We start from the raw sequence: 14,591 nt of genomic DNA, 5'->3' as shown, positions 1-14,591 counted from the left end.
ATAATGCAATACAGATATGCAATTAGTGGGATAATACAACTTATGATATTTTAAAGGACTCTCCGCAGCCACAACGCTCAGTTTCATTAGGATTATTAAACACAAATGACGAGGACAATTCTTCCTTTTTGTAATCCATTTCAGTGCCAAGAAGATACATAATAGCAGCTGAATCTACGAATACTTTCACACCCTTATCCTCAATAACTTCATCGTTAGGATTTAACTCTTTTGTATACTCCATTACATAAGACATCCCTGCACAACCACCAGATTTCACTGATACTCTAACACCAATAGAATCTTTTTCAGCATTAGACATTATCTCTTTTATTCTTAAAGCTGCGTTATCACTTAATTTAATTATTGGGTTCATTACAAATTCAATTCCAATTTTGCTGCCTCTGACATCATATCTTTATTCCAGGGAGGATCCCAAACTAATTCAAGATCTACATCCTCTATACCTTCAACTTGCATTGCGCCCTCTTTAACTTCTTTTGGTAAACTTTCCGCAACTGGACAGTTTGGAGTTGTTAGTGTCATTTTGATAATAGCAAACTTTTCATCTTTTACTTTAATATCATAAATCAAACCTAATTCGTAGATATTTACAGGTAACTCGGGGTCATAAATTTTTCTTATTTCCTCAATTATTTCATCTTTTTTTGTCATAATTTAATTCTCTGTTTTTACTTCTTCTGTTTTTTCATCAAAAGCGGAAACCATTGTATGCCAAGATAAAGTTGCACATTTAACTCTCATTGGATATTGCTTAACACCAGATAAACACATTAGTTTAGTTTTTTCATCTTCACTCAAATACTCAGATTTTAATTCAGGATTTTCCTTAATCATGCCCAAAAAATCCTCAACTATCTCTTTAGCCTCATGCTCATTTTTTCCTTTAATTAAATCTGTCATTATAGAGGCTGAAGCCATTGAAATCGCACAACCACTCCCTTCGAAGGATGCATCTTCTACAATTTTTTGTCCATTTAGTTTTAAGTAAACATGAACATTATCACCACAAAGAGGATTATTACCTTTGGCGTCTTTATTAAAACCTTCTGTCTTTCTAAGATTTCTAGGATTCTTACCGTGTTCTAATATAATTTCTTGATATAACTCTTTTAAATTCATTATAAATTAAATATTTTTTTACAGTTATTTATTGACTGGTTTAGCTGATCTAAATCTTCTTTTGTATTATAAATACCAACTGATGCTCTAGCACTAGCTGGGATATTTAATTTGTCATGAAGAATTTGACAACAATGATGTCCTGCTCTTATTGCAACCCCGTCTTCATCCAAGATGGTTGCAATATCATGAGGATGAACTCCTTCTATAGTGAATGATAAAACCCCTCCTTTATTTTTTGGATTTCCAATAAGTTTAACTGAGTTATTTTTTTGTAATAACTCTTGTCCATATTCAACTAGATCTGCTTCATGTTTCATAACATTTTCTATGCCAATGCTTTCTAAAAATTTTATTGATTGGTCAAAAGCAATTACTTGTGCTGTGGCCATAGTTCCTGCCTCGTATTTGTTTGGCAATTCACCATAGGAAATCCTATCTTTTTTAACTTCATTTATCATTCCTCCACCACCTTGATATGGAGGTAATTCTTCTAACCATTTTTTCTTACCGTAAAGAACTCCCAAACCTGTAGGTCCATACATTTTGTGACATGAAATTGCATAGAAATCACAATCTAAATCTTGCATATCTAATTTTAAATGTGGCGCTCCCTGACATCCATCGACTACAACAATTATTCCTTTTGAATGTGCAAGCTGGGTAATTTCTTTTACGGGTAAAATTGCACCTGTTACATTCGACAGATGAGTAATAGAAATTAATTTTGTTTTTGGAGTTATTTTTTTTTCTATTTCCTCAAGGGTGATTTCACCCTCTTCATTTATTTCAGCAAAATTAATTTTTATATTTTTTGATTTCCTTAAGAAATGCCATGGTACATAATTTGAATGATGTTCTAGCTCTGTAATTAATACTTCATCACCTTCCTGTAAGTAGCTTTGACCCAATGTATTAGCAACTAAATTTAATGCTTCGGTAGCACCTTTTGTAAAGACAATTTCATTTTTATCTTTAGCGTTAATATATTTTTGAACAGATGTTCTTGTATTTTCATACAAATTAGTAGCTGCAACAGCAAGATAATGAACACTTCTACCAACATTTGAAAATTGTTTGGTATAAAATTCATTAATTCTATCCACAACTATCTTGGGTTTTTGAGATGAATTCGCACTATCTAAATAAACTAGATCATTATTTTGGATTTTTTCATCAAAAATTGGAAATTCTTTTTTTATCTGATCAATATTCATTCTTTAATTCCAATCATATTTTTTATTAAATTTTTTATTTCTGGGTCAGTAATTTTTTCAACAACATCAAGTAAAAAACCATTGATTAATAGCTCTCTTGATTGCTGATAACTCAAACCTCTAGACATTAAATAAAATATAGAATCTCCATTTAAACTTCCTGAAGCTGAACCATGCGAACATTTAACGTCATCAGCATAAATTTCTAATTCAGGCTTGGCATTAAACTCTGACTCTTTATTCAGTAATATTGCTTTACTTAATTGATATCCATCAGTTTTCTGGGCGTCCGAATTTACAAATATTTTTCCTTGATAAACTGCTTTAGAACTTTCATCTAAAACACTTTTAATTAGTTGATAACTTTTTGTATTTTCAGTTAGATGATTTATAATTGATCTGATTTCGTGATGTTTATCATTATTCAATGAAAAAACACCATTTACAAAAGCTGATGCATAAACTCCATTTAAATTACAATTTATCTCATTTTTAGAAAAATTTGATCCAGAGGATAAAATAAATGTTTCAGAAATACTGTTCTTATCTTGATCAATATTGTTAAAAGAATATTTAATGTTTTTATTCTCAAATTTATCTACTTTATAATTTTTTAAAACTGCATTTTCTTTTAATTCAAAGTTATAAAATATATTTAAAAAATTCTTTTCAGATGTATCATTAAACAAATCGATTAATCTTAATGAACTATCTTTATCTAGTTCAAAATTAAGTCGTAAATTAATGTTTTTAGACCAAATTTTTGAATTTGTTGTATGATAGATAATAAGAGGTTTTGCTAACTGATAACCTTTTTTTACCAATATTTTAAAACATTTATTAGTAAAGGCATTATTTAAGTCAGATAATGAATTGCTATTTTTAAATTCATTTATAGTTTCTGATTGACCAATTATTTCTATTTGATCTTTTTTTTCATATTCAAAATCAATTTTTTCAATTCTACCATTTATAAAAACTATTTTATTGTGCTCTAATCCATCTACAAATACAGAGGTATCAACTTTATTAGTAGAAGCTTGATCATTATAAAAACTAAGTTCTCCAATATTATTTTTTATTATTTGATTAAGATCTGAAAATTTCCAATCTTCTTCTTTTTTATTTGGAAAACCTTTGTCTATAAAATTATCTAAACAAAATTTTTTTATTTCCATATCTTTTTGAGATAAACTTAAATTTTTTATACTATTATCAAAATCTTTTTGTAATTGTTCTTTCATTTAATTAAAATTTTCATATCCTTTTTTTTCTAACTCTAGTGCTAAATCTGGACCACCAGATTTTACAATTTTTCCATTCATCAAAACATGAACAAAGTCAGGTTTTATATAATCAAGTAATCTTTGGTAGTGTGTAATAATTAGAAATGAATTATTTTTATCTCTTAATGTATTAACTCCATCTGCAACAATTTTTAAAGCATCAATATCTAAACCAGAATCAGTCTCATCTAGGATTGAAAGTTTTGGAGCTAGCAACGACATCTGTAAAATTTCATTTTTCTTTTTTTCACCTCCAGAAAAACCAACATTTAATTGTCTGTTTAATTTTTCCTCATCAAATTTTAATTCTTTAGACTTTTCTTTTACCAATTTTAGAAACTCAATAGCATCGAGCTCTTTCTCACCCCTAGCTTTTCTAACAGCATTTAAAGAAGTTTTTAAAAATATATTTGTATTTACACCTGGAATTTCTAAAGGATATTGAAAAGCTAAAAATATACCCTTGTGTGCTCTTTCCTCTGTTTCAAGTTCAAATAAATCTTTTTCTTCAAAAAGAACTTCCCCGGAAACTTCATATCCCTTTTTTCCTGATAAAATATTGGACAAAGTACTTTTTCCAGATCCATTAGGGCCCATAATTGCATGAACCTCACCGGGATTTATATTTAAGGATAGTCCGTTTAAAATAGACTTTTTATCGATGGTTGCATTTAAATTGTTTATTTTAAGCATATTAACCAACACTTCCTTCCAGACTGATACCTACAAGTTTTTGCGCTTCTACAGCAAATTCCATAGGTAATTGTTGCAATACTTCCTTACAAAAACCGTTAACAATTAAGCCAACAGCTTCCTCTGGATTTAATCCTCTTTGTTGACAATAATGTAGCTGCTCTTCACTAATCTTGGATGTGGTTGCCTCATGAGCAATATTGGACTCAGAATTTTTATTTTTTATATAAGGAACAGTGTGAGCTCCACATCTGTTACCCATTAATAAAGAGTCGCACTGAGTATAATTAGTTGAATTTTTAGCTTTTGATGAAATATCAACTAAACCTCTATATGTCATATCTGAACTACCTGCTGATATTCCTTTAGAAATTATTTTACTTTTAGTATTTTTACCTAGATGGATCATTTTAGTACCTGTATCTGCTTTTTGATGATTGTTAGTAATAGCTATTGAATAGAACTCGCCAACAGAGTTATCTCCTTTAAGAATACAACTAGGATACTTCCAGGTAATTGCAGAACCTGTTTCAACTTGTGTCCATGAAATTTTTGAATTTTTTCCCTTGCATAAACCTCTTTTTGTTACAAAATTATAAATTCCACCTTTGCCATCTTGATCACCTGGATACCAATTTTGAACAGTTGAATATTTTATTTCCGCATCATCAAGTGCAATTAGTTCTACATTAGCAGCATGTAATTGATTTTCATCTCTCATTGGAGCTGTACATCCTTCTAAGTAACTTACATAACTTCCTTTATCTGCAATAATTAAAGTTCTTTCAAATTGACCTGTATTAGATGCATTAATTCTAAAATAAGTTGATAGTTCCATTGGACATCTAACACCTTCTGGAATGTATACAAATGAACCATCTGTAAAAACTGCTGAATTTAATGTTGCAAAAAAATGATCACTTGTTGGAATTACAGATCCTAAATATTTTTTGACTAATTCAGGGTGATTTTGAATTGCCTCTGATATAGGGCAAAATATTATTCCTTGTTTAGTTAATTCATCTTTAAAGGTAGTAGCTACAGAAACTGAATCAAATACAGCATCAACAGCTATTCCATTTAATCTCGCTTGCTCTTGCAAAGGAATTCCAAGTTTTTTATAAGTTTCTAAAAGTTTAGGATCCAGTTCATCTAAACTTTTTGGCTTATCTTTCATGCTTTTAGGAGCAGAGTAATAATATAAATCTTGATAATCAATTTTTGGAAATTTAGGTTTCTGCCAATCCGGTTCTTTTAATACCTTAAATCTCTCAAAAGCTTTGAGTCTGAATTCAAGCATCCATGCAGGTTCTTTTTTTATATTTGAAATAAATTTAATAACATCTTCATTCAAACCTTTTGGAGCTTGAATATTTTCTATATCCGTTGAAAAACCATATTTATAGTCTTTTAAATTATTTATTTCTTTTTGTCTGTTGTCCATTCTAAACTCTTGTTTCTTTATTGTTATTTAGTAAATCTTTTAGGCTTTTATTTTCAAAGAATGTATTTATGTGTATCTCTAACTCGTCCCATAAATTATGAGTAATGCACTTTGTAGCTTTGCCGTTGCATCCTTTTTTAGATTCTTTTTTACATTGAACAGTTTTTACTTTTTCATCAACTGCATGAAAGATATTTGTTAATTTTATATCATTTGGATTTTTATTAAGTACGTACCCTCCTTGCGTTCCTCTAATGCTTTTAACAATTTCGTTTTTTTTTAATTTAGAAAAAATTTGTTCTAGATAATCTAAAGATATACCTTGTCTTAATGATATGTCTCTCAGTGATACAGGATTGATATTATCAAACCTGGCTAAATCGACTAATGCCATGACAGCATATCTACCTTTTGATGTAAGTTTCATTTTTTACCCTTAAATTGTGGGTTTTTATACATACTTGACTAAAATGGTCAAGTTTAGAGTATAAAAAAAAACTAACATATTGTCGCTGACTTATGATAAACGTACATTTTTTTTGAGAATAATAATCAATATCGCATATGGATAATAAAATTTTAGAAATATTTATACCTGGTCCTGCAGGAAGACTTGAGGCTAAATATTATAAAAGTAAAAAAAATACTTCACCGATTGCTTTAGTGTTACAGCCCCATCCTCAATATGGAGGAACTATGAATAATAAAGTAGTAGTAGATACTTTTCATACATTTATGGATAATGATTTTTCGGTTTGCAGAGTAAATTTCAGAGGTGTTGGTAAAAGTGATGGAGAATTTGATAATGGTCAAGGCGAACTTGCAGATGCAGCAGCTGCTTTAGATTGGTTAGAAAGAGAAAATTTTGACAATTCACAATGTTGGGTTTCAGGATTTTCATTTGGATCTTTGATTGCAATGCAATTATTAATGAGAAGACCAGAAATAAACAGATTTATAGCAATTTCACCTCAACCAAATGTTTATGATTTTTCTTTTTTATCTCCATGTCCAACTTCAGGCTTGGTTGCTTACGGTAAAAAAGATGAATTGGTACCAGTAGAATATATTACTGAACTTGATAAAAGATTAAGTGCACAAAAAGGTATTAAAGTAGAATTTAATGCAATATCAGAGGCTAACCACTTTTTTTCAAAAACAAGCGATTCTTTAATTAAACATCTTGATAAATATATAAAAAAAGAAACAGCACTATATTAAAAATTTTCGACCAGTTTTCCACCTACCGTAAATTCTTTACAACCAGTTGTTGCGCTAAAAGAAATTGGTAAATTCAAAAAAGACCTTATAGCTAAAAATCCAAATGCCTGGGATTCAATATAATCACCATTTAAATTATAATTATCTATACTTTCCAAATTAATATAATTTTCATTTGATATGTAATTTTTTATACGATTAATTAGATTGTTATTTTTTCTACCACCACCACAGAGTAAAAATGTAATACTATTTTCTTTACTAATATATTTTAACCCTTCTGCAATTAAATATGCTGTAAAGTCTGTTATAGTAGCACAACCTTCTTCTAAAGATAAGCCTCTTGCAAAGGATATATCAAAATTTTTAATATCCAATGAGTGGGAGTAAGAATTTATTTTAAAATTATCTATTGCCTGATTAAGAATTAATTGATCAACTCTCCCTGAATTGGCTATTTCACCATTTTTATCAAATTTTTTATTTGAATTCTTTCTTACCCATTCATCAATTAAACAATTACCAGGGCCTATATCAAAAGCAGAAAGATTATTTTGAAAATTATCAGAGTCATTTTTAACTTTTGTAACATTTGCGATACCGCCAATATTCAAGAAACCTATTGGAAATTTAATATTAAAATTTTTATTAATTTTTTTTGATAAAATGTGATGAAAAATTGGAGTCAAAGGTGCACCTTGTCCATTATTTTGAATATCTGCTTGTCTAAAATCATATATGACTTTTTTTTTGACCATTTGAGATAACAATTTCCCATCTCCTAATTGATTGGTAATTTTTTCCTTTGGGTTATGAAAAATTGTTTGACCATGAAAACCTATCAAATCAATGGGATCTCTATATTTTTTTAATGATTGATTAACTGCATCAGCGTGAAAAAGAGTTAAATTACGCTCTAATTCTCTTAATTTTTCTGAATTTTGTAAAAGATCTTTCTTTGTTAAGACTAAATCTCTTAATCGAACTAACTGATCCTGAATATTTTTATCATACTCATAATAATCATCTAAAATATTTGAAAATTCATCGTATCCATCTGAGCTAATTATAGATAAATCAATACCATCCATAGATGTTCCGCTCATTAGTCCAATTGCAGTATATAATTTTTTTTTCATTGATATGTTTTTTAAAAAAAATTTGTATATTGTAACTATAAACTTATGAATAAATTTTTAAAAGAATTTAAAGATAGAGGTTTTTTCTATCAATGTACAAGTGAAGATGAATTATCTAAACAATTAGATCAAGAAAAGATTAAAGGTTACATAGGGTTTGATTGTACAGCTGAAAGCTTACATGTGGGTAGCTTATTGCAAATAATGTGTTTGCGACTACTACAAAAAAATGGACATCGACCAATAGTTTTACTTGGTGGAGGAACTACAAGAATTGGGGATCCGTCTGGTAAAGACAAAACTAGAAAAATACTAAGCGAAGAGGAGATTGAGAAAAATATTAAAAATATTAAAAATATTTTAAAAAAATTTTTAGATAATAATGATCCAAATACAAAACCAATATTTGTAAATAATCATACTTGGCTTAAAGATTTAAATTATATTTCTTTTTTAAGAGATATAGGAAAACATTTCACGATAAATAGAATGTTAACATTTGATAGTGTAAAACTTAGATTAGATAGAGAGCAGTCTCTAAGCTACATGGAGTTTAATTACATGATTTTACAAGCATACGATTTTCTTGAATTAAATAAGAAAGAAAATTGTCTCTTGCAAATGGGAGGTTCAGATCAATGGGGAAACATTGTTAATGGTGTTGAGCTTATTAAAAGATATTCTAATAACCAAGCCTTTGGTTTAACAACTCCACTAATTACACTTGCAACTGGTGCTAAAATGGGAAAAACTGAAAGTGGGGCTATTTGGTTAGATGAAAAATACTTATCAGCTTATGATTATTGGCAATTTTGGAGAAACGTAGATGATAGAGATGTAATTAAATTTTTAAAAATGTTTACTGAAATTGAAATTAAGGAAATAGAAACAATTAAAGATAAAGATATAAATGAATTAAAAATACTACTTGCTAATAAAACCACAGAAATGTTGCATGGAAAGGAAGCAGCTAAAAATTCTGAGCAAGCAGCAAAAGAAGCATTTTCTGGAAACGCTCTGGGTTCGAACTTACCTAAAGTTAATATCCAATCAGATAAAATAGAAGAAAAAATAAATATAGTAGAGCTTGTTTTATTATCTAAACTAGAAAACTCGAAAAGTGAAATTAGAAGACTTATAAAAGGGAATGCGGTAAAAATAAATGATGACGTTATTTCAGATGAAAAATTCGAAATCAATAAAAATTTATTTAAAGATAATTATCTTAAACTTTCACTCGGAAAAAAAAGACATATTAAAATAGAGTTAAATTAATTTTTTTTAATTTTTTCTAAAGTTCTAGTAATAAACCTAGGTGTTAAAGTTTTTATTGGATTTACAGTAGTTTCTAAATCTTTAGGAGGACCTTTAATTTTAAAGCTGACTCCAAAAACACCATCGCCCACTTTCTTTCCAATCAATAGATCTCCAAGCAAAGGTATTGAAGCAATAGACCTGTTAATTGTTGTCGCTGGAACTAAAGTTCCTCTCAAACTTATTAATTTATCTTCCTGAATGTATCCTTCCAATAAAATAGATATTGCTGGGCCAATTGCGTATAACTCTTGAATTTTCATAAGTTCATCTTGATTTGTAAAATTCATCTCAAAATCTGTAAATCTAATCCCTTCTCCTGTAAGTAAGTCTGCTAATCCTTGAAGAGATGCAAGTGCTAACAACTTTGCTAATGCAGGAATTTCTTTAACTTTAAAATTATCTATAACCAACTTGGAAGTTGAAATTCCGTCTTTTTTTAGAGAGGAGAAATCTAAATATCCTTCATTACCATCTTCAAAACCTTTAATGAATTTGTATTTATCTACTAGTGGTTTTGCCTTAGATGAAAAAAGAGTTGTAATTTTTTCACCTCGATCATTTGTTTTAATTGTAAATTTTATATTTTGTGAATTGTTATAAAAGGCTAAAATATCTGCTTCTTCTAATTTGTTATTAATAATATTAATCTTCCCTTTTAAATCCTTAACAAAGTATATTTTATCAAAGTAAACTTCATCAAAGTTTAGGTCCAGGCTTATATTATTTTCAAAAAGACTGTTTTCTTTTTTTTCATCGGCATCTAATAAATTCGAAATTAAAGAATTTGCATTAAATGAAGTGCCATCAATTAAGTATTTTTGGCCCTCTACTTTTTTTATGTTGTAATTATTTTTTTTATTTTCTGTATCTACATAATTGAAATTTGCCTGATCAATTTTCATTATTTGATTAGAATCGTTAAGAGATAAATTCTTAATTTTAATGTTATTTTTTTCTTCATAAATAATAAAGTTATTTATATTCATTTTTTTATTATTTTTTAGTTCTCCATTAATTTGAAGATACATTTGACTATTATCTTTTTTTTTAAAGTTTATTTTATCAATTTTAAATAATGTACTTTTTACGTTTAAATTAGTATTAAAACTTATTTTATTTTCTTTTTTCTCAATAAAATAATCAATTTCTTCAAAATCTTTATCGATTTTAAATTTTCCGGAACCTGAAAAAGTTAGATTATTGTTTTTATAATTAACTTTTAATTTTTGATTATTAAAATTAATATTTCTATTAGTTTGAGGGAAAAAGATTTTTAAAAAATCCTGTTGTTCTAAAACTATATTTTTTAAAAATAAATCTGATTCTATAATTAAATCCTTATCTTTTTTACTTATTAAATATTTAATTTCATCTACTTCATCAGTATTTAACTGTATTTGCCCCTTACCATTAATTGATAAATTGTTATCCTTGTAATTTAAATTTAATTTATGATTGTCAAGTAAAATTAAGTCGTCAACTTCTGGAAAATAATTATTAATTATTTTTAATTTTTTATATTTTATTTGAGTAATATTTATATCAGAACTCAATATAATATTTTTAACTTTGAATTTTTCATCTATTTCCAAAGAAAATTCATTATTTGTTTTAAATTTAGCATCATCAATAATTATATTTTCAAAACTAAAATTTAATAATTTTAATATATTTGAATTTAAACTTGATTGATCGTTTTCAATAATAGCATCAACTAAAAAACTATTTTTTTTCTTTTTTACATTAAGTTTTTTTGAAAGAAATTTCACTTCTTCCACTTTAAAATTTAGTTCATTAAAAAAATAATTATCTTTTCGAAAATTGAAATTAAAATTTATATTCTTAAAATTTGCCTTATTTAAAAAATTAATACTTGCATCTTTTATCAAACCTTCAATGATAAAATCATTTTTAAGTTTACCATTTTCATCGATATTCAAACTCAGATCTATAATTACATGACCTTTATTTACAATTTTTTCTAATATAAATAATTGAGGTTTATTATTTATGGTCCGAATAAATTTAATTAAATCATCTAATAATATAGACTTAGTTTTTACCTCTATATTTGATGATGAAATTTCATTTTTAATTAAAGAACTAAGTGAAACTTGCGTTTTAATACTTTCTAATTGTAGAGGTCTTTTTGCAAAATATACTGTGGCACCAATTGTTTTTGCATAAATTTTTAATTTAAAAGGATCTAGAGTTAATTTAATTTTTTTTAAATCTATATCTATCTTTTTATTTATTAGTAAAATTCTCTTTTTAATTTGATCATTAAATTTATCTGTCTCTATACCTATAGTGGTGAGATAAACTGTCAAAATAACTAAGACTGACAGAAGCAGACTAAAATATTTTAAAATATTATTTTTCATTTAATTTATAAAGTGATTGTTCCAAAAATTCATCAAGATCGCCATCTAATACTTTATCTGGACTAGTGCTTTCAAAACTAGTTCTATTATCTTTTACAAGTCTGTAAGGTTGAAGAACATAAGATCTAATTTGATGGCCCCAACCTATTTCTGATTTGGAACTTTCAACATTTTGATTTTCTTCCTCCCTTTTTTTAATTTCATAATCATATAACCTTGCTTTCAACATGTTCATGCATGTTTCTTTGTTCTTATGTTGAGATCTTTCATTTTGACATTGAACAACAATTTTTGAAGGAATGTGTGTTATTCTAACTGCGCTATCAGTAGTATTAACATGCTGGCCGCCTGCTCCACTGGAACGATAAGTGTCTATTCTTAAATCTTTTTCTAAAATTTCTATATTTATATTTTCATCTACAACTGGATAAATCCAAACACTTGCAAAACTTGTATGTCTTCTTGCTCCAGAATCAAATGGAGAAATCCTAACCAATCTATGTATTCCTGACTCTTTTTTTAACCATCCAAAAACATAATCCCCATCTATTTTGATCGTCGCAGATTTAATTCCAGCTTCATCTCCTTTATGCTCACTTATTAAACTTGATTTAAAATTTTTTTTATCAGACCATTTTAAGTACATCCTTCTAAGCATATCAGCCCAATCTTGACTTTCTGTACCTCCAGCACCAGCATGTATTTCTATATAACAATTTAAAGGGTCTGCTTCATTAGATAAAAAACATTTAATTTCATTTTTTTTAACTTCATTTCTTAAATCTTTTATATTTTGTAAAACTTCATTTTGAACTTGTAAATTCTCTTCTTCATATGCCAGTTGACTCAAATCATCTAAATCTTTTAGTTTTTCGACATTATTATTTAAAGAATTAGTTAAATCTTCATAAAATTTCTTTTCTTTGATTACTCTTTGAGAATTATTTTTATCTTGCCAAAAATCGGCACTCAGCATTTGTGAGTTTAAAGATTGTAGCTTTGAATGGATATTGTTTTTTTCAAAGATACTCCTGTATTTTTTGATTTATCTTTTCAATCTCTTCTTTTAAATTTTGAAAATTATTATGCATTAATAAAACTTTAATATATTATTTGAATCTAATCTATCTGAATTTGTATAAAGTACTTTTCCATCAACCACATTTTTTTTTTTAAAAACCTCAATAATAGTATTCTTTGAGTTAAATTTTGCTTTTTGACCTGTTAAAGGGTCAACAACCATCATCACTGTACCTTTAGCAGCCTTAAATGGTCTTGCATCATTTTTGTTAATAGAATCACTAATAAAACTTTTGAATATTGGCAAAGCCGTTTTAGATCCCGTTTCATATTTTCCTAATGGAGTTGGATTATCTGAACCAACATAAACACCAACTAGTACATTTGAGGTAAAACCTATAAACCAAGTATCTGTATTTTTATTTGTTGTTCCAGTTTTACCTGCAATATTTAAATTTAAGTCTTTTAGTTTTTTAGCTGTACCTCTTTGAACAACTCCTTCTAAGATTGATGTCATTTGAAAAGCTGTTTCTGGAGAAAAAATTTGCTTATAGTTATTTTTAATCTCTGGATAATCGTTGGTTAAATAAGAAATTTGATCACAATTAATACATTTTCTTTTATCATTATTAAAAATAGTACTTCCTTCGCTGTCCTGAATTCTATCTATCAGTATTGGTTCAACAAGTTTTCCTCCATTAACAAAAACTGAATAAGCAGATGTAAGTTTTAACAAAGTTGTTTCAGCAGATCCTAAAGATATGGATAAAAGTTCTTCTGGATTATCATAAATTTTTAATGCTTTTGAAAAATCAACTATTTTCTTTACCCCAAGATTTTGGGCAATTCTTACTGTCATTAAATTTCTAGATTTCTCCAAACCAACCCTTAAAGTCGAAGGTCCATAAAATTTTTTTCCATAATTTTCTGGTTTCCACATTTTTAAATCATCTCCTTGGTCTAAAACCAGCGGTGCATCTAGAACTAATGATGTTGGTGTAAATTCATTCTCTAAGGCTAATGCATAAACAAATGGTTTAAAAGCTGATCCAGGTTGTCTTTTAGCTTGAGTTGCTCTGTTAAATTCACTTTGTTTAAAACTAAAACCACCGCTTAGCGCTAAAACTCTTCCAGTAAATGGATCCATCACAACAATTCCACCATTTACTTTTGGTAATTGTTTTAAGTTAAAAATATTATCTTTAAGATTTTTAACATAAATAATATCACCAGGTTTTAATAATTTATTAAATTCTTTTTTTGTCCAAGAAATACTCTGATATTCAATAACACCTTTGATATTATCTTCTGTTTCTATTTCTGCCGAAAATTTATTTATCTTTTTGACTATTGCTAATTTCCAATTAATTGAATTTTCTAATTTATATTTTTCTAAATCTTTTTTCCATTCTGAATTATAATTCTTGTTAGTAAGTGGTCCTCTCCATCCCTTTCTTTTATCATATGCTATTAATCCATCTCTAAGTGATTTTGTTGCAATTGTTTGTAAATTTAAATCTATTGGAGTATTGATATTAAAACCTTGTTTGTAAACTTTATCATAGCTCAAAGTTTCAATTACGCTCTTTCTCACATCTTCAATAAAATATTGAGCATCTTCTAAATAAATTTTTTTATTTTTTTTTAAAATTATTTCCTTTTTTGTAAGTTTTTCAAACCATTCTGAAGTTATATAATTATTATCTAACAAATTTTTTAAAACTAAA

The 14,591-nt window shown here is 27.4% G+C and carries 14 protein-coding genes; 2 read left to right on the top strand and 12 right to left on the bottom strand.

The genetic code is table 11. From position 1 onward, the window contains the following. Positions 1-40: 40 nt before the first annotated feature. From AMN81_RS06115 to AMN81_RS06080, 8 genes are read right to left on the bottom strand one after another with little or no spacing between them, the layout of a single operon-like run. Positions 41-376, bottom strand: coding sequence for a HesB/IscA family protein (locus AMN81_RS06115; RefSeq protein WP_072091219.1), 336 nt, complete (start codon positions 374-376; stop codon positions 41-43). Continuing rightward, positions 376-675, bottom strand: a complete 300-nt coding sequence (locus tag AMN81_RS06110; RefSeq protein ID WP_072091217.1) for an SUF system Fe-S cluster assembly protein — start codon at positions 673-675, stop codon at positions 376-378. Before AMN81_RS06110 ends, AMN81_RS06115 begins: the two co-directional genes overlap by 1 nt. Before the next feature lie 3 nt (positions 676-678). Then, positions 679-1,143 (bottom strand): Fe-S cluster assembly sulfur transfer protein SufU, encoded by a 465-nt coding sequence (sufU, locus tag AMN81_RS06105; RefSeq protein ID WP_072091216.1) that lies wholly within the window; start codon positions 1,141-1,143, stop codon positions 679-681. After that, on the bottom strand, positions 1,143-2,360 hold the full coding sequence (locus AMN81_RS06100; protein ID WP_072091214.1) for an aminotransferase class V-fold PLP-dependent enzyme: 1,218 nt from the start codon (positions 2,358-2,360) through the stop codon (positions 1,143-1,145). Before AMN81_RS06100 ends, sufU begins: the two co-directional genes overlap by 1 nt. Further along, positions 2,357-3,604: a Fe-S cluster assembly protein SufD gene (gene sufD / locus AMN81_RS06095; protein WP_072091212.1), complete on the bottom strand. Its 1,248-nt coding sequence runs from the start codon at positions 3,602-3,604 to the stop codon at positions 2,357-2,359. Before sufD ends, AMN81_RS06100 begins: the two co-directional genes overlap by 4 nt. Next, entirely contained in the window at positions 3,605-4,339 is a 735-nt protein-coding gene (sufC, locus tag AMN81_RS06090; RefSeq protein ID WP_072091211.1) for a Fe-S cluster assembly ATPase SufC, read from the bottom strand. A gap of 1 nt (position 4,340) precedes the next feature. Further along, the gene (gene sufB, locus AMN81_RS06085; protein ID WP_072091209.1) at positions 4,341-5,783 is read right to left on the bottom strand and encodes a Fe-S cluster assembly protein SufB; all 1,443 of its coding nucleotides are present in this window, start codon (positions 5,781-5,783) and stop codon (positions 4,341-4,343) included. 1 nt (position 5,784) lies between these two features. After that, positions 5,785-6,210 carry an Rrf2 family transcriptional regulator gene (locus AMN81_RS06080; RefSeq protein WP_072091208.1) on the bottom strand — a complete coding sequence of 142 codons (426 nt, stop codon included), beginning with the start codon at positions 6,208-6,210 and terminating at the stop codon, positions 5,785-5,787. A gap of 149 nt (positions 6,211-6,359) precedes the next feature. Between AMN81_RS06080 and AMN81_RS06075 the strand changes: the two genes are divergently transcribed. Then, positions 6,360-7,004: an alpha/beta hydrolase gene (locus tag AMN81_RS06075; RefSeq protein WP_072091269.1), complete on the top strand. Its 645-nt coding sequence runs from the start codon at positions 6,360-6,362 to the stop codon at positions 7,002-7,004. Here AMN81_RS06075 and AMN81_RS06070 read toward each other — a convergent pair. After that, positions 7,001-8,143 carry an anhydro-N-acetylmuramic acid kinase gene (locus AMN81_RS06070; RefSeq protein ID WP_072091205.1) on the bottom strand — a complete coding sequence of 381 codons (1,143 nt, stop codon included), beginning with the start codon at positions 8,141-8,143 and terminating at the stop codon, positions 7,001-7,003. The genes AMN81_RS06075 and AMN81_RS06070 overlap by 4 nt on opposite strands. A 45-nt stretch (positions 8,144-8,188) precedes the next feature. On the opposite strand from AMN81_RS06070, the gene tyrS reads away from it, so the two are divergent. After that, positions 8,189-9,418 (top strand): tyrosine--tRNA ligase, encoded by a 1,230-nt coding sequence (gene tyrS, locus AMN81_RS06065; RefSeq protein WP_072091203.1) that lies wholly within the window; start codon positions 8,189-8,191, stop codon positions 9,416-9,418. Here tyrS and AMN81_RS06060 read toward each other — a convergent pair. The 3 genes from AMN81_RS06060 to AMN81_RS06050 all read right to left on the bottom strand — a co-directional run. Then, positions 9,415-11,844, bottom strand: coding sequence for an AsmA-like C-terminal region-containing protein (locus tag AMN81_RS06060; RefSeq protein WP_072091202.1), 2,430 nt, complete (start codon positions 11,842-11,844; stop codon positions 9,415-9,417). The genes tyrS and AMN81_RS06060 overlap by 4 nt on opposite strands. Continuing rightward, positions 11,834-12,935 (bottom strand): peptide chain release factor 2 gene (prfB, locus tag AMN81_RS06055; protein WP_320408695.1). Its coding sequence is split into 2 segments (ribosomal slippage): positions 11,834-12,865 and positions 12,867-12,935, totalling 1,101 coding nucleotides; the frame shifts between segments, so codons are not numbered across the junction. The genes AMN81_RS06060 and prfB overlap by 11 nt, the downstream gene beginning before the upstream one ends. Then, a partial coding sequence (locus AMN81_RS06050) for a penicillin-binding protein 1A (RefSeq protein ID WP_072091199.1) occupies positions 12,935-14,591 on the bottom strand: 1,657 nt, incomplete at its 5' end. The genes prfB and AMN81_RS06050, both read right to left, overlap by 1 nt.

It is taken from the genome of Candidatus Pelagibacter communis, from assembly GCF_001179845.1.
Lineage (GTDB): Bacteria > Pseudomonadota > Alphaproteobacteria > Pelagibacterales > Pelagibacteraceae > Pelagibacter > Pelagibacter ubique_Q.
This window is presented reverse-complemented; position numbering and strand designations above follow the sequence as displayed.

Bases quoted from the DNA above. Each gene is read 5' to 3' on its own strand.
- AMN81_RS06100 (WP_072091214.1), bottom strand. From the start codon at position 2,360: ATGAATATTGATCAGATAAAAAAAGAATTTCCAATTTTTGATGAAAAA.
- tyrS (WP_072091203.1), top strand. From the start codon at position 8,189: ATGAATAAATTTTTAAAAGAATTTAAAGATAGAGGTTTTTTCTATCAA.
- AMN81_RS06070 (WP_072091205.1), bottom strand. From the start codon at position 8,143: ATGAAAAAAAAATTATATACTGCAATTGGACTAATGAGCGGAACATCT.
- AMN81_RS06115 (WP_072091219.1), bottom strand. From the start codon at position 376: ATGAACCCAATAATTAAATTAAGTGATAACGCAGCTTTAAGAATAAAA.
- AMN81_RS06060 (WP_072091202.1), bottom strand. From the start codon at position 11,844: ATGAAAAATAATATTTTAAAATATTTTAGTCTGCTTCTGTCAGTCTTA.
- AMN81_RS06080 (WP_072091208.1), bottom strand. From the start codon at position 6,210: ATGAAACTTACATCAAAAGGTAGATATGCTGTCATGGCATTAGTCGAT.
- sufU (WP_072091216.1), bottom strand. From the start codon at position 1,143: ATGAATTTAAAAGAGTTATATCAAGAAATTATATTAGAACACGGTAAG.
- sufC (WP_072091211.1), bottom strand. From the start codon at position 4,339: ATGCTTAAAATAAACAATTTAAATGCAACCATCGATAAAAAGTCTATT.
- sufD (WP_072091212.1), bottom strand. From the start codon at position 3,604: ATGAAAGAACAATTACAAAAAGATTTTGATAATAGTATAAAAAATTTA.
- AMN81_RS06110 (WP_072091217.1), bottom strand. From the start codon at position 675: ATGACAAAAAAAGATGAAATAATTGAGGAAATAAGAAAAATTTATGAC.
- sufB (WP_072091209.1), bottom strand. From the start codon at position 5,783: ATGGACAACAGACAAAAAGAAATAAATAATTTAAAAGACTATAAATAT.